At 56.2% G+C, this 22,817-nt stretch carries 20 protein-coding genes; 19 read left to right on the forward strand and 1 reads right to left on the reverse strand.

The features are described from left to right. The first annotated feature begins 13 nt into the window (after positions 1 to 13). From FQ179_RS14600 to FQ179_RS14620, 5 genes are all read left to right on the forward strand, one after another. Positions 14 to 766, forward strand: coding sequence for a glucose 1-dehydrogenase (locus FQ179_RS14600; protein WP_149398039.1), 753 nt, complete (start codon positions 14 to 16; stop codon positions 764 to 766). A 247-nt stretch (positions 767 to 1,013) separates the two neighbouring features. Next, the gene (locus FQ179_RS14605; protein ID WP_149398040.1) at positions 1,014 to 2,315 is read left to right on the forward strand and encodes an ABC transporter substrate-binding protein; all 1,302 of its coding nucleotides are present in this window, start codon (positions 1,014 to 1,016) and stop codon (positions 2,313 to 2,315) included. 219 nt (positions 2,316 to 2,534) lie between these two features. Beyond that, positions 2,535 to 3,179, forward strand: a complete 645-nt coding sequence (locus tag FQ179_RS14610; protein WP_149398041.1) for an FMN-binding negative transcriptional regulator — start codon at positions 2,535 to 2,537, stop codon at positions 3,177 to 3,179. 451 nt (positions 3,180 to 3,630) lie between these two features. Further along, on the forward strand, positions 3,631 to 5,835 hold the full coding sequence (locus FQ179_RS14615) for a TonB-dependent siderophore receptor (protein WP_149398352.1): 2,205 nt from the start codon (positions 3,631 to 3,633) through the stop codon (positions 5,833 to 5,835). 101 nt (positions 5,836 to 5,936) lie between these two features. After that, the gene (locus FQ179_RS14620; protein WP_149398353.1) at positions 5,937 to 6,656 is read left to right on the forward strand and encodes a tetratricopeptide repeat protein; all 720 of its coding nucleotides are present in this window, start codon (positions 5,937 to 5,939) and stop codon (positions 6,654 to 6,656) included. 99 nt (positions 6,657 to 6,755) lie between these two features. Here FQ179_RS14620 and FQ179_RS14625 read toward each other — a convergent pair whose 3' ends face one another. Next, the gene (locus FQ179_RS14625; RefSeq protein ID WP_149398042.1) at positions 6,756 to 7,802 is read right to left on the reverse strand and encodes a serine hydrolase; all 1,047 of its coding nucleotides are present in this window, start codon (positions 7,800 to 7,802) and stop codon (positions 6,756 to 6,758) included. A gap of 180 nt (positions 7,803 to 7,982) precedes the next feature. Between FQ179_RS14625 and FQ179_RS14630 the strand changes: the two genes are divergently transcribed. The 14 genes from FQ179_RS14630 to FQ179_RS14695 all read left to right on the forward strand — a co-directional run bounded on the left by FQ179_RS14630 (position 7,983) and on the right by FQ179_RS14695 (position 22,814). Continuing rightward, complete coding sequence (locus FQ179_RS14630) at positions 7,983 to 9,542, forward strand: ABC transporter substrate-binding protein (protein WP_255475002.1); 1,560 nt, start codon at positions 7,983 to 7,985, stop codon at positions 9,540 to 9,542. Positions 9,543 to 9,557: 15 nt separating this feature from the next. After that, positions 9,558 to 10,475, forward strand: a complete 918-nt coding sequence (locus tag FQ179_RS14635; protein ID WP_149398043.1) for an ABC transporter permease — start codon at positions 9,558 to 9,560, stop codon at positions 10,473 to 10,475. A gap of 3 nt (positions 10,476 to 10,478) precedes the next feature. Then, on the forward strand, positions 10,479 to 11,390 hold the full coding sequence (locus tag FQ179_RS14640; RefSeq protein WP_149398044.1) for an ABC transporter permease: 912 nt from the start codon (positions 10,479 to 10,481) through the stop codon (positions 11,388 to 11,390). Then, positions 11,387 to 12,382: an ABC transporter ATP-binding protein gene (locus FQ179_RS14645; RefSeq protein ID WP_188074622.1), complete on the forward strand. Its 996-nt coding sequence runs from the start codon at positions 11,387 to 11,389 to the stop codon at positions 12,380 to 12,382. The genes FQ179_RS14640 and FQ179_RS14645 overlap by 4 nt, the downstream gene beginning before the upstream one ends. Further along, positions 12,379 to 13,356, forward strand: coding sequence for an ABC transporter ATP-binding protein (locus FQ179_RS14650; RefSeq protein ID WP_149398045.1), 978 nt, complete (start codon positions 12,379 to 12,381; stop codon positions 13,354 to 13,356). Before FQ179_RS14645 ends, FQ179_RS14650 begins: the two co-directional genes overlap by 4 nt. After that, positions 13,353 to 14,735, forward strand: coding sequence for a M20 family metallopeptidase (locus FQ179_RS14655; RefSeq protein WP_149398046.1), 1,383 nt, complete (start codon positions 13,353 to 13,355; stop codon positions 14,733 to 14,735). Before FQ179_RS14650 ends, FQ179_RS14655 begins: the two co-directional genes overlap by 4 nt. 111 nt (positions 14,736 to 14,846) lie before the next feature. Beyond that, complete coding sequence (locus FQ179_RS14660) at positions 14,847 to 15,524, forward strand: GntR family transcriptional regulator (RefSeq protein ID WP_255475003.1); 678 nt, start codon at positions 14,847 to 14,849, stop codon at positions 15,522 to 15,524. A gap of 39 nt (positions 15,525 to 15,563) precedes the next feature. Next, on the forward strand, positions 15,564 to 17,276 hold the full coding sequence (gene ilvD / locus FQ179_RS14665; protein WP_149398048.1) for a dihydroxy-acid dehydratase: 1,713 nt from the start codon (positions 15,564 to 15,566) through the stop codon (positions 17,274 to 17,276). Then, positions 17,273 to 18,211, forward strand: coding sequence for an NAD(P)-dependent oxidoreductase (locus tag FQ179_RS14670; protein ID WP_149398049.1), 939 nt, complete (start codon positions 17,273 to 17,275; stop codon positions 18,209 to 18,211). Before ilvD ends, FQ179_RS14670 begins: the two co-directional genes overlap by 4 nt. After that, positions 18,208 to 18,999 carry a hydroxypyruvate isomerase family protein gene (locus FQ179_RS14675; RefSeq protein ID WP_149398050.1) on the forward strand — a complete coding sequence of 264 codons (792 nt, stop codon included), beginning with the start codon at positions 18,208 to 18,210 and terminating at the stop codon, positions 18,997 to 18,999. The genes FQ179_RS14670 and FQ179_RS14675 overlap by 4 nt, the downstream gene beginning before the upstream one ends. Beyond that, positions 18,996 to 19,988, forward strand: a complete 993-nt coding sequence (locus FQ179_RS14680; RefSeq protein ID WP_149398051.1) for an SDR family oxidoreductase — start codon at positions 18,996 to 18,998, stop codon at positions 19,986 to 19,988. Before FQ179_RS14675 ends, FQ179_RS14680 begins: the two co-directional genes overlap by 4 nt. 21 nt (positions 19,989 to 20,009) lie before the next feature. Next, the gene (locus FQ179_RS14685) at positions 20,010 to 21,038 is read left to right on the forward strand and encodes a TRAP transporter substrate-binding protein (protein ID WP_149398052.1); all 1,029 of its coding nucleotides are present in this window, start codon (positions 20,010 to 20,012) and stop codon (positions 21,036 to 21,038) included. Beyond that, positions 21,038 to 21,529, forward strand: coding sequence for a TRAP transporter small permease (locus tag FQ179_RS14690; RefSeq protein ID WP_149398053.1), 492 nt, complete (start codon positions 21,038 to 21,040; stop codon positions 21,527 to 21,529). Before FQ179_RS14685 ends, FQ179_RS14690 begins: the two co-directional genes overlap by 1 nt. Beyond that, positions 21,522 to 22,814 carry a TRAP transporter large permease gene (locus tag FQ179_RS14695; RefSeq protein ID WP_149398054.1) on the forward strand — a complete coding sequence of 431 codons (1,293 nt, stop codon included), beginning with the start codon at positions 21,522 to 21,524 and terminating at the stop codon, positions 22,812 to 22,814. Before FQ179_RS14690 ends, FQ179_RS14695 begins: the two co-directional genes overlap by 8 nt. Positions 22,815 to 22,817 lie beyond the last annotated feature (3 nt).

The raw sequence follows: 22,817 nt of genomic DNA on the forward strand, positions 1-22,817 counted from the left end.
AGGGGAATAGTTAATGGATCAACTCAAAGGCAAGGTCGCTATTGTTACTGGCGGCGGTAGCGGTTTCGGCGAGGGTATTGTTCGTCTGTTTGCAAAAGAAGGCGCAAAAGTCGTCATTGCAGACATCAACGAGCAGGCGGCATCCCGTGTGGCATCCAGCGTTGGCAGTAGCGCGCTCGTCATGAAAACTGACGTCACCAGCCGTGCTGATATTGACAAGCTGGTTGCTGCAACGCTTGAGAACTTCGGCTCCGTAGACATTGTGGTGAACAATGCCGCCATCACTCACAAAAACCAACCTATGCTGGACGTGGACGAAGCGATGTTCGATCGCGTGTTCAACACCAATGTAAAGTCCATTTATCTGATGACGCAGGCGACGGTACCTGTTATGCGCAAACAGGGCAAAGGGGTGATCCTTAACATTGGATCGACAGCGGGAATTCGGCCGCGCCCGGGCTTGTCTTGGTATAACGCGTCAAAGGGTGCGGTTAATGTACTGTCCAAGTCCATGGCCGTAGAGCTGGCTCCTGAGAATATTCGCGTCAATTCAATCTGCCCGGTCATGGGCGTAACCGGCATGTTCGAGTTGTTTATGGGCTTACCTGATACGCCCGAGAATCGTGCCAAATTCCAGTCAACCATACCCATGGGAAGATTCTGTCAGCCATCAGACGTGGCAGCTGCGGCGCTCTATCTGGCTAGCGATGCAGCAGAATTCATTACCGGTGTCGAGCTTCCGGTGGACGGCGGCAGAACAATTTAAGCGTATCGGTTCAAGGCGGTTCACCGCGTCAACATGCAGCAAGGGGGCTTGACCACGTATGCGCCCTCGTTAATGACTACAAGGAGAGGAGGACAAGTTCGTTTATCCATCTATATGTTGATGGGCAAAACCTCCACGCTGGATCCAGCAAACGAAGGATTCGATCACTTGGCATCGGGTAACGGTTTAAGCGACGCGCTTGTTTTCGATTGATGTACACATATAAAACCAAATGAGGAGACACATTATGTTGATGACTAAAATCAGTTCCCTGCTAGGTGCTGTGGCACTGGCTGGGGCAAGTATGACGACGATGGCGGCGGAAAAGCCGCAAACGTTGCAGGTAGGTATTTCGACGTATCTGTCGGGGCCCGCCTCAGTGTTTGGGGTGCCAGCGCGTGATGCTGCTGATCTACTGATTGCCGATATGAATGCCAATGGAGGGATCGACGGCGTTAAGATCGTGCCAACCTATATCGACGAAGGCGGCGGCAGTGAAAAGCTGTTGTCTGAATACCGTCGTTTGGCGGCAGGGGGCACGGATGTAATGCTCTCAGCCATCTCCAGCGGGCATTGCAATATCGTTGCACCGGTTGCCGAAGACCTGAAGATGCTCAATATTCTTTGGGATTGCGGTACCGAAAAAGTACTGGAACAGAAGCAGCTAAAGTACGTGGTTCGTACGGAAGCCAATGCAACCACCGAAATGGTGGCGACGGTGCTGTATCTACTCAAGCAAAAGCCAGACTTCAAGACGCTGGCTATCGTCAACCAGGACTATGCCTGGGGCCGCGACTCACGAGAAATTTTTGTTGCAGCGCTCAAGAAGTTCAAGCCGGACGTAAAGATCGTTGCCGAGATGTACCCCAAGTTTGGCGCGTCAGACTTTTCAACCGAGATCAGCCGTCTGCAGGCACTGCGCCCAGATGTGATCCTGTCGACGTCCTGGGGCGGCGATTTGGATAACTTTGTGCGCCAGTCGGCACAGCGCAATCTGTTCAAAAACTCACTTTTCGTGCTGCCTCTGGCAGAAAGTTCACTGGAACGTCTGGGTAACAGCCTGCCTGATGGTGTAATTATCGGTGCTCGCGGCGACCATTACTTTCTGCATCCTGAGACCAAAGACGATCCTGCACACAAGGCGTTCGTGAAAAAATTCCACGACAAGACGGGCGCATATCCGATCTACTCGGTCTATCACATGGTGCAGGCGCTGTATGGCTTGAAGGCGGGCTATGACAAGGCCATTGCCGACAACAAGGGAGAGTGGCCCAGCACCGAACAGGTGGCAGCTGCAATGCATGACATCGACTTTAAGGGCTTTGGCCGCGAACTGCACCTGCACCGCAAAGACGGCCAGGCACTGGAGGCGCAACTGCTGGGCATCACCAAAACCAGTAGCGACTACCCCTTCAAAGTGCTGGGTAACATGATGATCGTACCCGCAGAGTTGGTGACGCCACCTGAGGGCGAGGCATCACTCGATTGGATCGCGAAGAACGTCGATGCCAAGTTGTTGGACAGCGATCAGCTAACCACCTTTAAATAGCAAGATCTTAGACAGGCGCGGCGCAATTCGCGCCTGTCCGAAGAAACAAGCTGCACTCAGAAAGGTTTGCATACCGCAGTGCCGTACAAGCGTAGACTTTATGCGTCTTACGTGATTAGTCATATCGCTATTCGGTAACCGATAGAACGATTCTTCCAGAAGAGACACATCGACTTAACGTCACCATCAACTTCACATCGATTGTATGGAAGGAACACCATGTACACCCCCGCCCATTTCCAGGAAACAAACCCTGACGAAATCACTGCCCTCATCGACGCGGCGCCCTTGGCCTGTATCGTGGCCCAGACGGCAGAGGGGCTAGTTGCCAATCATTTCCCGCTTTTGATCGGCAGCGACGGTGCACTCATTGGTCACCTTGCACTCGCCAATGACATGCACCGATTGGTTGCTAATGGCCAGGAGGTGCTGGTAATTTTTCAAGGCGACGATGCCTATGTTTCTCCTAACTTTTATCCGAGCAAGCAGGAGCATCATCGACACGTTCCCACATGGAATTATCAGGTTGTCCATATATACGGTGACATTACTTTTCAGCACGATGAACGCGCCAAACGCACAGCGGTCGCACTATTGACGCGCAAACACGAACGGCGTGTAAACGGCGATCAGGCTTGGAAAATGACCGACGCCCCTGCCCAGTATATTGACGAAATGCTGTCCAATATTGTGGCCTTCCGTATTGATATACGCCGGACGCTCGCCAAATCAAAGCTTAGCCAGAACCGGGAAGCGCGCGATTACGTTGGCGCCATCGACGGTTTGCGGGCCAGCGGGCATGACGCGATGGCGGAAGCAATGGCGCAACGCCTTTCCCATTCGGAAGACGCCGATCGCTCGTAACCAACAGCGCAGCCTGCCGTTCGGGAAGCCGACTTCGCGCCATTGTTCGGCGGGCTTAAATCGATCGTTGGCGGCAATATGCCAGCCAAATAGAGTGCTGCCGACTATATCTCCTTATATTTAAAGACGGGCTTGGCAGGCTAAAAATGTCGCCCTGCCCGCGACCACAACTGGCATCAGGCGATCCGAAAATAACAACATTACAACGCGTCACGCACATTGGCTGCGCTTGTGCGCCGCATTCAAGTAACAATCAACACGCGTATAACGAATGAGAATAATTGTTGTTTTTATACAATTATTTTAATATTCAAGTGATTTTGGAAATGCTGGACTATACAATTCATCACCAATAACAATCATTCGCATCTCCATTCTCAGGAACTTTCTCGTGTCCGATCAACACTCTTTAAGCTCATCCAGCAACTTACGGGTAGGCGGCAGCCTTGCCATGGCCTTGGCTACGCCCTCTTTACTCTTGGGCGCTTCAGTGTTTGCGCAGACTCCCTCTACAGACCAGGCCAGCCAATTGGCGCCTATTAAGGTGCGTGGCGAATCGAACAATACCTACGACGTGAAGCAATCTGCCTCGCAGAAATTTACCGCGCCCTTGCTCGACACGCCAAAGTCCGTACAGATCATTCCTCAGGAAGTAATCCAGGACCAGGCCGCATCGTCGCTAACGGATGTGCTTCGCAATACGCCCGGTATAACCTTTGGCGCAGGCGAAGGTGGCAACCCCTTGGGTGATCGCCCATTCATCCGTGGTTTCGACGCGCAAGGCAGCACGTTTGTAGATGGCATGCGAGATATCGGCGCCACCTCACGTGAAGTGTTCAACCTTGAGCAGGTAGAAGTGATCAAGGGCTCAGACGGCGTATACGGTGGCCGTGGCGGTGCGGGCGGCAGCATTAACCTGATTAGCAAGACAGCCAAGCTGGATAATTTTTCAAATGCCAGCCTGGGCATTGGCACAGACAACTACTATCGCGGTACCGTCGATGGCAACTGGATGCTATCGGATACGTCGGCGTTCCGGCTAAATGGTATGTATCACAAGGCAGATGTCGCCGGGCGCGATGTTGTAGACAACAAGCGTTGGGGTATTGCGCCTACCCTCAGTTTTGGCTTGGGCACGCCTACCCGCGTCAGCTTAAGCTACTACCATCTGAATACCGACGATACTCCTGACGGCGGCATTCCGTATAAATTTGAAAAGCCACGCGTCAATGTAATGGGGCCGGTCGACGTAGATCGCGACAATTTCTACGGCCTGACCAGCGATTACCGTAAAACAACGAGCGACATGGTCACGCTGGGCGTTGAGCATGACTTTAACGACACGCTGACGTTACGCAACACCACCCGCTACACGCACTCTGACCAGCGCTACGTGTGGACGCAGCCCGACGATTCCAAAGGCAATGTCGCCAATGGCCTGGTCTGGCGTCGTGCAAACACGCGTGACAGTGCTGTTAAGAGCGTCGCCAACCAAACTGAACTGGTAGGCAAGGCAGTTACGGGCTCCCTCAAGCACAGCTTTAACGTGGGTGTTGAACTGTCGCAAGAAAAAGGTCACAAAGACAGCCTGGATATCGCTCGTGGCACAGGCAGTGGTGCAGACAACGTCTGCAATTTCGGGGCAGGTGCAGCGTCGAGCTATAACTGCACCAGCCTGTACAACCCCAATCCGCGTGACCCATGGGTCAATACCGGCACGGGTGGCCCAACGGGTAATCGGGCTGAAACCGAAATCATCACCAAATCCATCTACGCCTTTGATACGGTTGAGTTCAACAAGCAATGGCAGGCAGGTCTGGGGTTACGTGTAGACGATTACTCCACAAAATTTATTAACACGCCCGCCAATGGTTCCACAACCGTGCGCCGTCACGACACACTTGTTAATTATCAGCTTGGCCTGGTCTACAAGCCTGTAGAGAACGGCAGCATTTATGTGTCGTACGCCACTTCGTCCACACCGTCCAACTCAGACCTGGGTGAAGGCGGTGGCAATAGTTTGGCACCAGGACGCGGCGGCGCAGGGGCTAACGCTAACGACATGGCGCCCGAAAAGAACAAGACCTTCGAAATCGGCACCAAGTGGGATTTGTTCAACGACAACATGACGTTTACCGCTGCCATTTTCCGCACCGAAACCACCAACGCGCGTATCACGTTGCCTGACAACAGCTACGCCATGGCGGGCAAGAAGCAGGTAGATGGCCTGGAGCTGGGCCTTTCGGGCGCGATCACGCCCAAGTGGCATGTGTTTGGGGGCTATACGTACCTGCACAGCAACCTGAAAGACAATGGCCCAGGCAACGCTTCAGCCAACGACGGCAACAACTTCCCGAACACGCCGCGTCATAGCTTCAGCCTTTGGTCGACATATCAGCCAATTTCAAAGCTTACGTTGGGCGCGGGTGCCTATTTTGTAGATAGTCAGTTTGGCGACACGGCCAACAAACTTGAAATACCTTCGTACTGGCGTTTCGATGCAATGGCGGCCTATAAGTTCAGCAAGAACGTGAGCGCACAGCTGAACATACTGAACCTGACCAACAAAACGTACTACGACAAAGCCTACCCGGCTCATTATGCAAATATTGCTCCCGGGCGTAGTGCAATTCTTAACTTGAACCTTGCGTATTAAACGCTCAAGTTAGCGCACCTCTTACAGGAGTGAGCATGCCGGGGCCGGCACATCGTGCAGGCACCCGGCTTTTTCTTTCGATCAACAACACGCACCCAGACATGAAAGAAATTCCCATACGAGATTTCAACAGCACAACGCCTGAACAGTTTCTGGAAATACTGAAAGGCCCTGCTGACGAGGCGGCGCGGTGGCTACATACCGCCGCTGAGCGCGGCATCGTCGAGGCCCAGGTGCATTACGGCCAGATATTGCTGGATGGCACGGGCGTGGGCAAGAACCCGGAACATGCGTTTCAATGGTTTAAATTGGCCGCCAACGAAGGCCATGTGATGGCCATGAATATGCTGGGTCGTTGCTACGAGAATGGCTGGGGTACACAACCTGATATGTTGCTGGCCAATTATTGGTTCAAGCTTGCCGCTGCGGCCGGACTGGATTGGGGTATGTACAACTATGCCACGTCACTGGCGCTGGGGCGCGGTACTGAAATGAACCGCGGGCAAGCGCTGGCGTTGCTGCGTGAGGCGGCAGCCATGGGGCATGTTAAGTCATGGAATCTGTTGGGTGGGTTTTATGAGGATGGCTGGGAGGTAGACATAGACATGGATTGTGCGCTGGACTGCTACCACCGCGCAGCCATAGGGGGTGATTTTCGCGGCCAGTTCAACTACGCCCGGTTATTGATAGCACGAGGCAGACCAGAAGAAGCCTCAAGCTGGATGAAGCGTGCATACCAGCATGCAACTGCTGCTTTCCAGGCAAAGATGCGACAGTTTCTGGCGGAAAGCAGCAACCCTGAGCTCAGAGCGCTTTTATAAAAGACACCCAAACTCACCTGCGGGTCGCCACCATCCGGCCATATATGGAATACCGCTCACCAGACGGAAAGCTGGCTGAACGAACGTGCACGAGTGCGTTCAGGCCTGCTTGGCAGCCTCTAGTATCTGCGCAAACAAAGCATCAGCGTGCGCTGAATCCAGCCAGCGCACGATCACCACCAGCTGATGCTCAGGCTCGACCCAAGTAAAGGAACTACCCGCTCCTATACCGAAAAAACTGCTGGCAGGCAGGCTGGGGAAAATCTTGCGTTCATGGTTAAGCCAGATCAGATAACCGTAGTACGGTGCAATATCGCAAGGCTGGCGCATTTGCGCGATCCATTCTGATGAAAGCACACGTTTGCCGCCCGCCATGCCATCGTCGAGCAGCATTTGCCCAACCAAAGACTGGTCGCGTGCGCTGACTGACATCCCGCCACCCCAATGGGTGCCGCCCGTTACCGATTGAACACGCTTTCCGGCTATATCGACCCAGGCATTGTCATACCCCACCCATTGCCAGTTTTCGCTGGCGCCCACTGGTCGCATAATGGCCTCGCGGAACACGTCGGGAAGCGAACGCTGAAATAGATGCAGCAGCGCAAACGCCAACTGATTGATGCGCACATCGTTGTATTCCCAATAACTACCTGCGGCCTGCAGCGGCCGCGCATCGCCTTTTTTGCCAGCCGGCGGCTCGCCGAAGGTGACAGCGCGGTAGTGATCTGCCTGATCAGGGATATCCCAGAGTGTGCCTTGCCACTCACTGGTCTGCTGCAGCAGATGCTTCCAGGTAATGCGGGCATTGTTGCCCTCGTCAAAACCTATGCCAGGCAGGCGCTTGCCTATTAGCTCATTTACATCAGGCAGCAGCCCGCGATCGAAGGCGACCCCAGCCAGCAGGGCAAGATACATTTTGGCGACACTATATGTAAGGTCTGCCCGGTCTGGCTCGCCCCAAGCCACCAGCTCCTTGCCCTCGCGCAAAATAACACCTGAGGCAGGCCCACGTGAATGAATGGGCCCGTAAAGACGGTTCCAAGGGGGAGGATCGTTCAGGTGTACACCGAATTTTCCTGTGGCATCGCGATCCCAGCTTGATTCATGTGCCTGCGCGAAAGAAATGGCCTGAGCTAGTGTTGTCATGCTTGATTCTTGTCTCTCGTCTATCTGTCGTTTAATGGTATACAAAATTATTATGCATAACCATAATAGGCAAGTCCATCTTGTTATGGCAAGATAGATTTTGAATTTGCCGCAGAGCACATCATTTACAACAGGCCAAAATGGTATACAAGGCCGCCTACCGCTACACGGAGGAAGACAATGAAGACATTGCTACATAAGATGGCCGCCGGCCAGCGAGGCGTCTTGCGCACACTGGCTACCAGCATGGTTATGGCTGGGCTGCTGGGTGCCAGCGTACCTGCCCTCGCCAACAAAGCTGACGACACGCTACGCATGGCCTATGACCAGGCACCCGAAAGCGTGGACCCTTATTTCAACAACGTGCGCATTGGCGTAATCATTGCAGCCAATGTATGGGATACCCTTCTGTACCGCGACCCGCTCACCAATGAATACAAAGGGCAGCTGGCCGAAAGCTGGAAGCAGATCGACGATCGCACCCTGGAGTTCAAGCTTCGCCACGATATTAAATTTCACAATGGCGAGCCTTTCAACGCCGATTCTGTGGTGTACACGCTCAATTTTGTATCTGACCCGGCCAACAAGGCCACGACACAGCAGAACGTAAGCTGGATAGATCGCGCCGAGAAAATCGACGATTACACCGTGCGCATCATCAGCAAGGAGCCCTTTCCGGCAGCCAAGGAATTTCTTTCGACCACAGTGGCCATCCATCCTGCCAAGTATTACAAGGAAGTCGGCCCCAAGGGCATGAGCGCCAAGCCCGTGGGCACTGGCCCCTACAAGGTTATTGAATACCTTCCGGGCAAGTCGATTACGCTGGAACGCAATGCCGATTACTTCAAGGACTCGCCCAAGAATCAGCCCACGATAGGCAAAGTCGTTATCCGCTTTATCCCTGATCGCCAGACCCAGATGGCAGAGGTAATTTCTGGCGGCGAAGACTTTATTATGCACGTGCCCAAAGATCAGGCCGAGCAGTTAAAGACCATGCCTAATCTTCAGGTAAAGAGCGGCAACACGATGCGCATTGTTTTCATGCAGCTGAATATTCGCCCCGACACGCCTACCCCGCAATTAAAGGACGAGCGCGTACGCAAGGCTATTGCACACGCTATCGACCGCAAAGCCATTATTAAAAATATCGTGGGTGAAGGCGCCGAACTGCTTGAAACCATCTGCACGCCATCACAAACAGGCTGTACCCATGAGGGTGCACCGACCTATGATTATGACCCCGCACTCTCCAAAAAACTGCTTGCCGAGGCCGGCTATCCGAACGGATTCGAGGCCAGCATTGTCGCCTATCGCGAACGCAATCAAACCGAAGCGCTCATTAACTATCTGCGCGCTGTAGGTATCGACGCCAAGCTCAACTTCCTGCAGTACGCCGCCATGCGCGACATGATACGGGCGGGTAAGGCATCGATGACGCATCAGACTTGGGGCTCGAATTTGGTAAATGATGTGTCGGCTTCCACACCCGTGTATTTTGGCGGCGGCGCGGATGACGTCACAGAAGACAAGGACGTTCAGGCTCTGTTGGAAAAGGGTGCCGTAACCATCGACGAAGGCAAGCGTAAAGACATCTACAAACAGGCACTCACCCGGATTGCCGACAAAGCGTATGCAATCCCGTTATGGTCCTTGCCGGTGTATTACGTTGCGAGCGGCGATGTGAAGTTCAAACCTTACCCTGATGAGCTTGTCAGGTTCTGGGACATGGGCTGGAAATAGCAACAGGCAGGCAACATGCCAATATATATGCTCAAGCGTTTGGGATTGTCAGTGCTGGTGGCGCTGACAGTTTCCATCATCGCCTATCTGTTGCTGCATTTATCTGGAGACCCAGCCATTGCGCTGGCCGGTGAGGGCGCGCGCCAGGCAGACATTGACATGATACGCAAGACTTACGGACTGGATCGGCCAGTGGTCGTCCAGTACGCTGATTGGCTCTGGCATATTGTGCGCGGAGATTTTGGCACCTCGGTCTATTTCAAGACCGAGGTCGGCCCGCTTATTCTGGAAAAGCTTGCAACAACCGTCAAGCTCGGGATCTTTGCACTGGCGTTTTCTCTGTTCATTTCGATTCCGCTGGGTGTATTGGCCGCTATTTATAAAAACTCATGGATAGACCGCCTGTGTCTGGCCGTGGCGGTATTGGGCCAGGCTCTGCCCAATTTTTTCTTTGCGCTGCTGCTCATTATGCTGTTGGCCGTCACGTGGCGCGTTCTGCCCGTTTCGGGCAGTGGTACATGGAAGCACTTCGTCATGCCCGCCATTGCCTTGGGCTACTACGTGGCACCTGCCTTTATGCGCCTTATCAGGGCCGGCATGATTGAGGTGCTGAGCGCCGACTATATTCGTACGGCCCGGGCCAAAGGTTTGCCCGCCTCAAAGATTATCTTTAAACACGCCTTGCGCAATGCCATTGTGCCGGTCGTGGCCCTGGCGGCTGTCCAGTTGGGATACCTGCTTGGCGGATCAGTGGTCATCGAAACCATATTCGCGCTGGACGGGTTGGGCTATCTGGCCTACCAAAGCATCACCTTCAAGGACTACCCGGTCATGCAATCCATTGTGCTGCTGCTATCAGTCATCTACGTAGTGCTGACGCTCGCTGCAGACCTGGCCAACGCATGGCTAGACCCTCGAATACGGGTATCGTAATTTATGGCCAGCCTACCTCCTGTTACCTCGCCAGCCACGCTTGAAGTATCGCCGGTATTTTATGGACGCCGCCCCCTATGGCGACGCGTGCTAGCCAACCGCGCCTTGTCTGTGGGTGGCGGACTGCTACTGCTGATTATCCTGCTTGCCTTGCTCGCCCCCTGGATTGCGCCCCATGATCCCTATACACAAGATCTGGCCTACCGGAACGTGCCGCCCTTCTGGTATGACAAGGGAACCTGGCTGCATCCACTAGGTACGGACCAATTGGGCAGAGACTATCTGTCAAGAATGCTGTTCGGGGCTCGCATCTCACTAACCATAGGCGCCAGTGTCGCATTGATTTCCGGGCTCATCGGCACATCCATGGGCCTGCTGGCCGGCTATTTCGGTGGCAAGACAGACATGGCGGTTTCCTTTCTGGTTACGACCCGCCTGGCCATGCCTGTAATCCTGGTTGCCTTGGCCACGGTGGCTATTTTGGGTGGCTCTCTTGGCGTCGTGATTGTGGTGTTGGGCCTGTTGAAATGGGATCGCTTCGCCGTCGTCATGCGCGGCGCGACGCAGCAGGTGCGCACGCAAGAATATGTGGCGGCCGCTCAAGCCGCAGGGGCTTCTACATTGCGCATCATCATGACCGAGGTGTTGCCCAATGTCATTCCGCATCTTATCGTCATCGCCACGCTGGAAGCGGCCAGCGCGATCCTGCTCGAAGCGGCGCTGTCCTTTCTTGGCCTGGGTGTGCAACCACCTCTTCCTTCGTGGGGCCTGATGATTTCCGAGGCCAAGGCTTATATGTTCTTCTCCTTCTGGCTGATTGCCATTCCAGGGACTGCATTGGCCGTGCTCATTTTTGCCATCAACCTGGCGGGGGATGGTCTACATCATTTTCTGACACCCGAGGAGCGTGCATGACGTTGGGTAAAGACGATCCCGTATTGAGCGTGGAAGGACTTGAAGTGGATATCCCCACGACAGGCGGCATACTGCATGCCGTACGCGATATCTCATTTGAAGTCAGGCGAGGTGAAACGCTATGCCTGGTCGGTGAATCGGGTTGCGGCAAGTCACTGACCTCGCTGGCGCTCATGGGTCTGCTGCCGCGCCAGGCAAAACGCACGACGCGACGCTTTATGTTTCAGGGGCTGGACATGAGCACTGCCAGCCAACGCCAAATCAATACGCTGCGCGGCAACAAGATGGCTATGATTTTCCAGGAGCCCATGACGGCGCTCAACCCCGCCTACACCATTGGCGACCAGCTGACGGAACACTATATCGTCCATCGCAAGGCGACTCAGACACAGGCGCGCGCCAGAGCGGTTGAACTGCTTGAAAAAGTCGGGATTGCTTCGGCTGCAAGCCGGCTGGGCCAGTATCCGCATCAATTGTCAGGGGGTCTGCGCCAGCGTGTCATGATTGCAATGGCGTTAATGTGCGGGCCCGAGCTGTTAATCGCAGACGAGCCCAGCACGGCGCTGGATGTGACCATTCAGGCGCAGATACTACGCCTGCTGGCAGACCTGCAGGCTGAACTAGGCATTGCGATGATACTAATCACCCACGACCTGGGCATCGTCGCCAGAATAGCGGACCGCGTCGCCATTATGTACGCAGGAGAAATCGTGGAGGAAGGTGAAGCGGTCGATATCTTCAAACAACCTCACCACCCTTACACGCGTGGTCTCATGAGCTGTATACCGGTGCCCGGCAAGACCGAGCCTGGCGGCAGGCTCGGCACCATCCCGGGCACCGTCCCCTCAATGGTCGGCCCCCAACATGGCTGCGCCTTTCGCGACCGCTGCAGTTATGTGCAGCCTCAATGCGCCAGCACCATTCCTATTCACAGCAACGCATCGGGCCAGCGCTGGCGGTGTATTCATGAGCAGTTGGAGACACTGACATGAGCCCCATTCTTTCCACGCATGGCCTGATGCGCGAGTTTTCGATAGGTGGCGGCATGTTCAGGCCACGCAAGACACTGCATGCCGTAAACGGCGTCGATCTTTCGGTGAACCGCGGAGAAGTGCTGGGTATCGTGGGTGAGTCAGGCTGCGGAAAATCCACGCTGGCGCGCATGATGCTAGGCCTCATACCACCCACGCACGGCACCATGAAACTGGATGGAAAAGACATCGCCGGCATGAGCCGCCGAGCCATGTCCCGGCGTGTACAACCTGTATTTCAGGACCCCTATTCATCCTTGAACCCACGGCGCACGGTAGCGCAGATCGTCGCGCTCCCACTGGAAGTTCATGGCATAGGCACGCGTGACCAGCAACGCAGACAGGTCATGGAAATGCTTGAACGCGTCGGGCTGAGTGCACGCCATGCCGGCAGTACACCGGGGCAATTATCTGGCGGACAGCGCCAGCGCGTGGCCATTGCACGCGCTCTGGTCATGCGCCCTGACGTGGTCATTTGTGATGAACCGACCTCGGCACTGGATGTCTCCGTGCAGGCGCAGATCCTGAATCTATTGCTAGACTTGCGCAAGCAGTTCGATCTGACCTATGTTTTTATCAGCCACAATCTGGCCGTGGTCGAGCACATCGCCACTCACGTTGCCGTGATGTACCTGGGGCAAGTCGTGGAGTACAACCTTACCCGCGAACTCTTCCGCGAACCCCGCCATCCCTACACGCAAGCACTGCTGGCTTCTGTACTGACACCCGAGACGGGCCAAGGCCTGCCTGACATCGGGCTCGGGCTGTCTTTTCCCGACCCTATCAATCCGCCCCCGGGTTGTACCTTCCATCCGCGCTGCCCGCAGCGCCTCGCTTATTGCGACCACGTGATACCCCAGCCTGTCACCCGGGACGGGGCCATGGTCGCGTGCCACCTATACCCTGAAACGATTGAAGAAGGACAACCGTCATGACCCGCGAACGTGCCCTTTCCCAGGCTGGTGCCTGCTTTGATGCAGGAGAATTCAGGACGACGTTGGCACGGCGCATCGCCATGCCAACAGAAAGCCAGAACCCCCAGCGCAAACAAGTGCTTGCCGACTATCTGGAAGCGGAAATCAAACCTGCATTTGAATCCATGGGGTTTCGCTGCCAGACACTCACGCACCCCGACGCGCTTGCACCTTTTCTTTATGCTGAACGGTTAGAAGGAGAGGCCCTGCCGACTGCGCTGGGCTACGGCCATGGCGACGTCATTCGCGGGCTGGAGACAGAATGGAAGAATGGCCTGAGCCCGTGGGCACTGACCGAATCAGAAGGCATGTGGTTTGGCCGGGGCATCGCCGATAACAAAGGGCAGCACACGGTCAATATGGAGGCCCTACGCATCGTGCTGCAAACTCGGGGCAAGCTGGGCTTCAACGCCAAGTTTCTGATAGAAATGGGCGAGGAAACAGGCTCACCAGGCTTGCGTCAGATTTGCGCCGAGCACCGCGACATGCTTCAGGCCGACCTGCTGCTGGCTTCAGATGGGCCGCGCTTGAGCGCGCAACGCCCAACCATATTTCTCGGCTCTCGCGGCAGCGTCAATCTGGATCTGGTCATAGCCGCCCGCGAAGGAGGCCATCACTCCGGCAACTGGGGTGGTCTGATCTCCAACCCCGGTATCCAACTGGCCCACGCCATCGCCAGCATTGTGTCCGCCAAAGGTCAAATTCGCATCCCGGAGTGGGTACCCCGAGAACTGCCCGATTCTGTTCGTCGTGCCCTGGCCGATTGCGAAGTGGACGGCGGTGAAAATGGACCAAGAATAGAGCCCGATTGGGGCGAGCCTGGCCTGTCGCCCGCCGAACGCGTTTTTGGCTGGTGTTCATTCGAGGTGCTGGCATTCAAGACCGGCAATCCCGACACGCCGGTCAACGCCATACCCCCTCGAGCCTGGGCACGCTGCCAGTTGCGATTCGTGGTGGGCATAGACCCTGACCAAATTCTGCCGGCCTTGAGGCGGCATCTGGACAGACAGGGATTCCCCATGGTGCGCATCGAATCCACGGGAGAGGACATGTTTCAGGCCACCCGCATCGATCCCGATGACAAATGGGTAAAGTGGACGGCAGATTCACTGGAGCGCAGTACCGGCAAAAAGCCCGCAATTCTGCCAAATCTTGGCGGCTCGTTGCCCAACGATATCTTCACCGACGTGCTGGGCCTGCGCACTGTGTGGGTGCCACATTCCTATCCGGGTTGCTCGCAGCATGCACCCAATGAGCATTTGCCGCCTGCCGTGTTGCGTGAGGGCTTAGTGGGAATGACTGGCATTTACTGGGACCTGGGAGAAGGTGGGCCAGGTTAATTAGTACCCGCCGCTGCATACAAGGCAGCAATGAAATAAGGGCAATCCCTAGCGGCTAAAAATGCAATAATTGTTTACGCTTTGACCTTTGATGTTTGATCAAAGATCAAAGTGACTTCCAACCCTGACCTGACCTGCCTTGAACACACCCCTATCAACGAGGCCGTCTACCGCCGTCTGCGGGATCATCTTATGCGGGGAGACTACGCTGCGGGAGAGGTATTGGGCATTCAGGAACTGGCCAACGCTTTCGGTACCAGTGCGATGCCTGTGCGTGAAGCCTTGCGTCGTCTGGCCGCGCAACGTGCCGTCGAACCCATGAAAAGCCGGTCGATGCAGGTGCCGATGATGTCCAGAGAACGCCTTGAGGACATTCGTCGTGCTCGCGTGTTGATTGAAGGCACGGTTACTGCATGGGCGGTTGAACACATTACTGCCGACGAGCTCGATACCTTACGCGGTCTGGCTAGCCAGATCGGGCAATCTCTTTCTCGGGCAGACTCGATACGGGAAGGCCTGGAGCATAACCAGCGTTTTCATTTCTTCATCTACAAGACAGCACGTTCGGACTCCATGCTGGCCACCATAGAAAGCCTCTGGCTGCAGTCTGGCCCCTATTTGCGCGCAACGCGGCAGCTCATGCATTCTGAAGAACGTCCCATATCAGAATTTCATGCCGCCATCGTCGATGCGATCGCCCGTGGCGATGCACAGGCCGCACAGCAAGCCATGGCGAACGATGTCTGTTGGGCCTTCGACAAGCTTTGGGCTGCATGGCCGCCCCAGTAATCTCGACGCATATTCATTTGATTTATTCAGGAAACAGGCATGACCCTTCATAAACACCGCTCCCGCATGGTCACCGATGGGCTCACGCGCGCACCCCATCGCGCATTTCTGCGAGGTACCGGTTTCGATGACGCTGCCATGCAAAAATCCATAGTCGGTATTGTCAGCACGCAGGGCGATAACACGCCTTGCTCAATGGGGTTGACCCCGCAGGCTGATCGGGCACGTCTGGGCGTCGCCGCTGGCGGCGGGGTGCCCGTCTGTTTCTCCACCATCTCCGTATCAGACGGCACATCCATGAACCACAGTGGCATGCGCATGAGCCTGGTGTCGCGGGAAACAATCGCGGATAGCGTGGAGATTGTGGTGCGGGCCCATGCGTATGATGGCTTGGTGGCTTTGGCCGGTTGCGACAAAACATTGCCGGCCATGATGATGGCGCTGGTTCGCGTTAATGTACCGGGCGTATTCCTTTACGGCGGTGCCACCCTGCCAGGCTTTGCGCTGGGTAAGCAAGTCACCATTCTTGACACCATTGAAGCCGTGGGCAGTGTTCAGCAGGGCGAAATGACGCGCGAGGATCTAAACCTTATGGAACGCAGCTGTCTGCCGTCCACGGGTTCCTGTCCGGGGCAATTCACGGCCAACACCATGGCCATGGTGGGTGAAGCCTTGGGGTTGTCGATGCTGGGTTCCGCCATGCTGCCCAATGTGTATAGCGAACGGTTGTCTATCGCCCAGCGCGCAGGTGAGCAAGTGATGCGCACCATCGCAACGGGCGGCCCGCTGCCCCGCGATCTGGTCACGCGTGCCAGTCTGGAAAACGCCTGCGCTGCCGTCGCCGCCACAGGTGGTTCGACCAACGCCGCCCTGCATATCCCGGCGATTGCTCACGAAGCAGGCATTGCGTTCACGCTTGACGACGTTGCGCGCGTGTTCCAGCGCACACCTCTGATTGCGGATCTACAGCCTGGCGGGCGCTACCTGGCGCGGGATCTGCATGAGATAGGCGGCGTGCCGGTAGTGCTCAAGGCGCTGCTTGAGGGCGGCTATGTTGATGGCGACGTATTGACACTGGATGGACGCACATTGCGCGAGGCCCTGGCAGACGCCCCCGATCCTGACGGAGAGGTTGTGCGGCCGTGCTCGAAAGCAATCCATGCCTCAGGCGGCGTCACAGTGCTGAAAGGCAATCTCAGCCCTGAAGGTGCACTGCTCAAGATTGCCGGGCTCAAGTCGCTTAAATTCTCCGGCCCTGCCCGGGTGTTCGAAAACGAAGATGCCTGTATGAAGGCCGTTTCACAGCATGCCTACGAGCCGGGTGAGGTATTGGTCATTCGCAATGAAGGCCCCAAGGGTGGACCAGGAATGCGCGAGATGCTTAGCGTCACGGCAGCGCTGTATGGCCAGGGCATGGGCGAGAAAGTTGCCCTGCTGACAGACGGACGTTTTTCCGGTGCCACCCGCGGGTTATGCATAGGCTATGTCGGACCGGAAGCCGCAGCAGGCGGCCCCATTGGCCTTATACAAAATGGGGACATCATCCACATCGATGCAGACGTTCAACGACTGGATGTCGAGCTGACCGATGAAGAGCTCGACCAGCGCAGGGCCAGCTACAAGCCGCCTCCTCGCGTCAGGCTGGCGGGTGCACTTGAAAAGTACGCCCTGCTGGTACGCCCCGCCCACACAGGCGCTGTCACGCACTCTGGCGCGGTAGACTGGCCCTACGAAACACCGGAGGCAGAATGAGCGGCGTCGTTGGGTTTTGTGGCACAGGCCTTATGGGTGCACCTATGGTGCGCCGTCTGCTTGCGGCGGGCTATCGCGTGCGCGTGTGGAACCGCAGCCCTGAAAAGGCCCAGGCACTGGCGGCCGATGGTGCCATCGTCGTCGACTCGCCCCAGGCTGCGGCCCAGAACGCAGAAACTGTCTTTCTTTGCCTCACCGATGAAGCTGCCGTGGAAGCCACGGTATTTGGCGACAAGGGCATACAGAATGGGCTGGGCAGCTGGCTGGTCGACCATTCGAGCATATCGCCGGCCGCCACCCGCGTGTTTGCGACACGACTCGCGAAGCGCGGAGGCCGTCTATGGGTCGACGCGCCAGTGTCGGGTGGCGTTGCGGGCGCGTCTGCAGGTACCTTATCTATCATGGCAGGCGGCAGTGAGCAAGCCGTGCGAGCGACGACAGCACACATGCAGGCCTACGCGGGCCGCATCACGCATGTCGGCGAGACAGGCGCCGGGCAGATCGCCAAGCTATGCAACCAGACCATCGTGGCTTCCACCATTAACGCCATCGCCGAAGCCGTTGCGCTCGCACAGAAAAGTGGCATTAATGCGTCCATTCTGAATACAGCGCTGGCTGGGGGCTGGGCCGATTCAGTTTTGCTGCAAACCTTTGTGCCACGCATGACGGGCCCCATCGATCGTCCTATGGGCACGGTGTCCACCATGCTCAAAGATGTGGAAAACATCGCTAACCTGGCTGCTGAAAGTGGAGTCTCGCTGCGTGGCCTTGATGCCGTGCTGGCCAGTTTCCGTGAAGCGGCCAACCAAGGTTTGGGCAGTGCCGATCTGTCTGAAATAGTTCGTGTTGCCTGGCCGGACAAAGCAGGCGCATCAACGCAGCTCGATGAGGCCACTCATCTCAATGTCACGAACAACCCAGGTGCCACACCATGAAACTCGCTGCCAATCTCTCCCTGCTCTACCCCAACCTGCCCATTTCATCGCGTATGGCCTGCGCCGTGCGGGATGGCTTTGCGGGCGTGGAAATTCTGTTTCCGTATGACATCGAGGCAGATGAACTTGCCTATCAGCTAAGAAAGAAACGCCTGACGCTTGCGCTGATTAATACGCCACTAGGCCACAAGGGTGAAAAAGGGCTGGCTTGCTTGCCCGGCCGCGAGGCAGAGTTTATGCGGGCCTTGCGGCGAGCATTGGCAGTATGTGAGGCGACAGGCTGTCGCAGCCTTCATGTTATGGCAGGTATGGTCGAACCAGACGTCAACCGCACACAAGCCCGTCGCACACTGATCCACAACCTGCGACTGGCCGCTACGCTTGCTACAGAATTTGACGTGACCCTTACGCTTGAAGCCCTGAACCGCCACGATATGCCTGGCTATTTCTACTATTTACCCGAGCAGGCCGCCGACATTATTCAGGCCGTTGACCACCCTTCAGTACGCCTGCAGTTTGATTTTTACCACAGCCAATGCGAGGGCCTGGACCTGCCGGCAGAGCTGGATAAACTGCTGCCACTGGTGCACCATGTGCAGTTCGCAAGCCCGTTGGGCCGACATGAACCCGACCTGTCTGACCCGCAAGTGCGAGCAGCCTTAAGCCTGCTGGCAAGCTCAGGCTACGACGGCTGGATTGGCTGTGAATACACGCCAATTATCGACGCCCAAACAGGTCTGGCGTGGCGCGATGACTATTACGCACTGCTTGACGAAGCGCGGCCATGAACATTCTGCTCACCGGCGCAAATGGCTATATCGGCCAGGCCCTGACCGAACGCCTGTGCAGCATGCAAAACCTGCCTGGCCACGGCGCCATTGACCGTATTGTCTTGTGTGACATCGCCTTTGATAAGCCACCCGCCGACCCGCGCGTTTACTGCCTTGCGGGCAACATTGCCGACCCGGCGACGCTGGCGACGGCCATGGATCCCAAGCCCAACGTTGTGTTCCATCTTGCCAGTATTGCCAGTGGTCGTGCCGAACTGGCGTTCGAGCAAGGGCTTGAGACTAACCTGCTAGCCCCGATTCAGTTGCTGGAACATCTGCGCCGACAGGGCAACTGCCCCACCGTGGTGTTTACCAGCAGTATCGCGGTTTTCGGTGCGCCGCTTCCTGATGTGATCAACGACGAAACGCCCCTGGCCCCTGCACTAAGCTATGGGGTACACAAACAGGCTATGGAGATTTTGCTGGCCGACTATACGCGGCGAGGCCATATCAATGGCCGCGCCGTACGCTTGCCAGCTATTGTGCCCAGGCCGCCGGCATCCAACGGTGCATGGTCGCTGTTCTCCAGCGATTTGATCCGGTCACTGCTGCACTCGCAGCCCTGCACCATGCCTGTCAGCCCAGATGCCACGCTGTGGTTGATGTCTTTGCAGTGCTGTGTAAGCAACCTGCTGCATGCGGCCGCACTGGGTGCCCAGCCTGCAGGCGACCGTATCGTCTGGACTCTGCCCGCGTTGCGTGCCTCTATCGCCGAGATCGTGGCCGCGTTCGATGCGCGCACCGATGGTGCATCGTCGCCGCTGGTCAGCTATGCGCCCAAGCCCGAGATCGAAGCCCAATTTGGCCGTTTACCACCTTTGTACACCCCCGCTGCTGACAAAGTGGGGTTTCAAGATGATGCAAGCCTGGACAACCTGATAGATCGCGCCTGCAGTAATGCGCAGGCATTGCAGCACCCAAGTAGCGCAATTCAAACCCATAACTAACAACACACCTGAGGAGACGCCATGTACAAACCTTTTGCTGCCGCCCTGATCGCGGGTGCCACGCTGGCTGCGCCGCTCGCCGTTCATGCAAAGAACGTGCAGTTGACCGTATCAAGCTGGCTACCGCCAACTCACGCCGTCGTCGCGGATTTTCTCGTCCCTTGGGGTGAAGAAATCAAGAAGGCCACGGATGGTCGCGTGACCCTTCGCATTCTGCCAAAACCCGTCACCAACCCGGCCGGCCACTTCGACGCCGTGCGTGATGGGCTGGTCGACATTACGTTCGTCTCGCACGCTTACTACCCGGGCAGGTTCGAACTTACCAAATTCGCCGTCATGCCCTTCTCGGGCGACACAGCGACATCACGCTCCATAGCAACCTGGGACACGTATGAAAAATACCTGCTCAAGGCCGACGAGCACAAAGGGGTACGCTTGCTGGGCATTTATGCACACGGCCCGGGCATTGTCTTTACGACCAGCAAACCAGTCGACAGCATCGATGACTTCCAGGGGTTGAAGGTACGCGTGGGCGGAGGCATGGCTGCCGATGTGGCCAAGGCTGTCGGTGCCAACCCTATTGCCAAGCCTGCTCCTGAGTCTTATGAGCTGCTAAGCATGGGTGTGGTCGATGGCGTGTTCTTTCCTGCAGAATCGCTGGTGTCCTTCAAGCTCGATGCCATCATAAAAAACGCGACGGTGTTTCCCGGCGGACTCTACTCTGATACGCATGCCGTCATCATGAACCCCGACGCCTTTGATAAGCTTTCCAAAGAAGACCAGCAAGCGTTGCTCAAGTTGTCCGGACGCCATCTGGCCGAGCTCGCCGGCAAAGCCTGGGACAAGCATGACGCCGAAGGCCAGAAGATCATGCATAGCGACCAGATCAACCTGATCAAGGCTGACGAAACCTTTGTGAACGCCGTACGCGAGAGAACCAAGGGCTTCGAACAGACGTGGTTAAAAGCTGCTGCGGACAAAGGCATTGATGGCCAGGCTGCGCTGGATTCCTTCCACGCAGAAATCAAGAAGCTTGACGCAGGTACTTGATGCAATGGCTGAATCGCGCCATTGTCGCGGCACTTAAAACCATAGCCGTGCTTGGCCTGTGTGGCATGAGCCTGTTGACGGTGGTCGACGCGGCGGGACGCTATTTGCTGAACCGTCCCGTCTCGGGCACAGTCGAACTGATTGAGCTGATGATGATAACCGTGATTTTTTCGAGTATTCCGCTGATGACGCGGGTACACGGTCACATTACCGTCGACAGCTTCAGCCATTTTATGTCTCCTGCCATGTTGCGGGCCCAGGACAGGCTGGCCGCCGTGATTGCTGCGGTGGTCAGCGGCTTCCTGACCTGGGTCACGCTGCAAAAAGCACGCAGTACGGCAGAATACGGCGACATCACGCCGTTACTGCACATACCGCTCGCTCCTTTCGTGTATTTCATGGCTGTTCTGCTGGCCCTAGACGCTGTCTATCAGCTTATCAATTTATTTTCCCCGCCCGGGCCACTGCAGGACACGCCAACTTATGACTGAATCTTTGATCGCGCTGGCGGCGATGCTTGTGCTGGTTTTTGCGCGCGTGCCTGTGGCCTTCGCCATGGCCCTGGTCGGCTTTATTGGGCTGGGTCTGCTGCGCAACTGGAACTCGGCCTATGCCATGGCAGGGTCTGTCATCTACGAAAGCGGGTTCCAGTATCTGCTTTCGGTGCTGCCGCTCTTTATCTTGATGGGCAACTTCGTCACGAAGTCGCGCATGTCGCGCGAGCTGTATGCAGCCGCCCACGCACTGCTTGGGCATAGACGAGGCGGGCTGGCCATGTCGACGGTGCTCGCCTGCGGCGGCTTTGGTGCCATATGCGGTTCAAGCCTGGCAACCGCCGCAACCATGGCCAAGGTGGCCTACCCTGAGATGCGCAGGCTTGGTTATAGCGAGGAGCTTGCCACAGGCTCCATCGCCGCAGGGGGTACCCTGGGCATTCTGATTCCGCCTTCCATCATCATGGTCGTGTACTGCCTGCTTACCGAGCAAAGCATAGGAAAAATGTTCGCCGCCGGGGTTTTGCCCGGCATCGTTGCCATCTGCTGTTATCTGCTTGCCGTGAACTGGGTTGTGCGGCGCGACCCCAAGGCCGGCCCGAAAGGTGAACGCAGTACCTGGCCGCAAATTCGGCGTGCACTTGCGCGCGTCTGGGCAGTACTTGCGCTCATCGCCATGCTGATGGGCGGCATCTACGGTGGTGTGTTTACGCCAGCCGAGGCCGCAGGCATTGGCGCATTTTTGGGGTTTTTGTTTGCGCTTTTTCGAAAATCTTTGACCTGGGCTGGCTTCGTGGAAGTTGTTGTGGAGTCAGCCAAAACCACAGGCATGATCTTTATGGTGATGATAGGCGCGCTTATGCTCGCCAATTTCATCAACTTTACATCGCTGCCCCAAGACTTACTGGAAGCCGTCGAGCATTTTCAGCTGAACCCGCTGGTCGTAATTGTGATTATTTGCCTGATCTACATCGTGCTGGGATGTGTGCTGGAAAGCATGTCGATGATACTGCTGACCGTGCCGGTTTTTTATCCGCTGGTTCAGGCACTTGGTTTCGATTTGATCTGGTTTGGCATTATTGTTGTTACCGTGACCGAGATCAGTTTTATTACGCCGCCCTTCGGCATGAATGTTTTCGTGTTGCGTGGTGTCTTGCCCAATGTTTCTACACCGACTATTTTTCGGGGCGTCATGCCGTTTGTGGTCAGTGATTTTTTTCGGATCGCCATCTTGATCGCGTTTCCGGCCATCAGTTTGTATTTGCCTTCGTTTGTGCGGTAGACC

Origin of the sequence: Pusillimonas sp. ANT_WB101 (genome assembly GCF_008369125.1) — a bacterium.
Classification (GTDB): Bacteria; Pseudomonadota; Gammaproteobacteria; order Burkholderiales; family Burkholderiaceae_B; genus Allopusillimonas.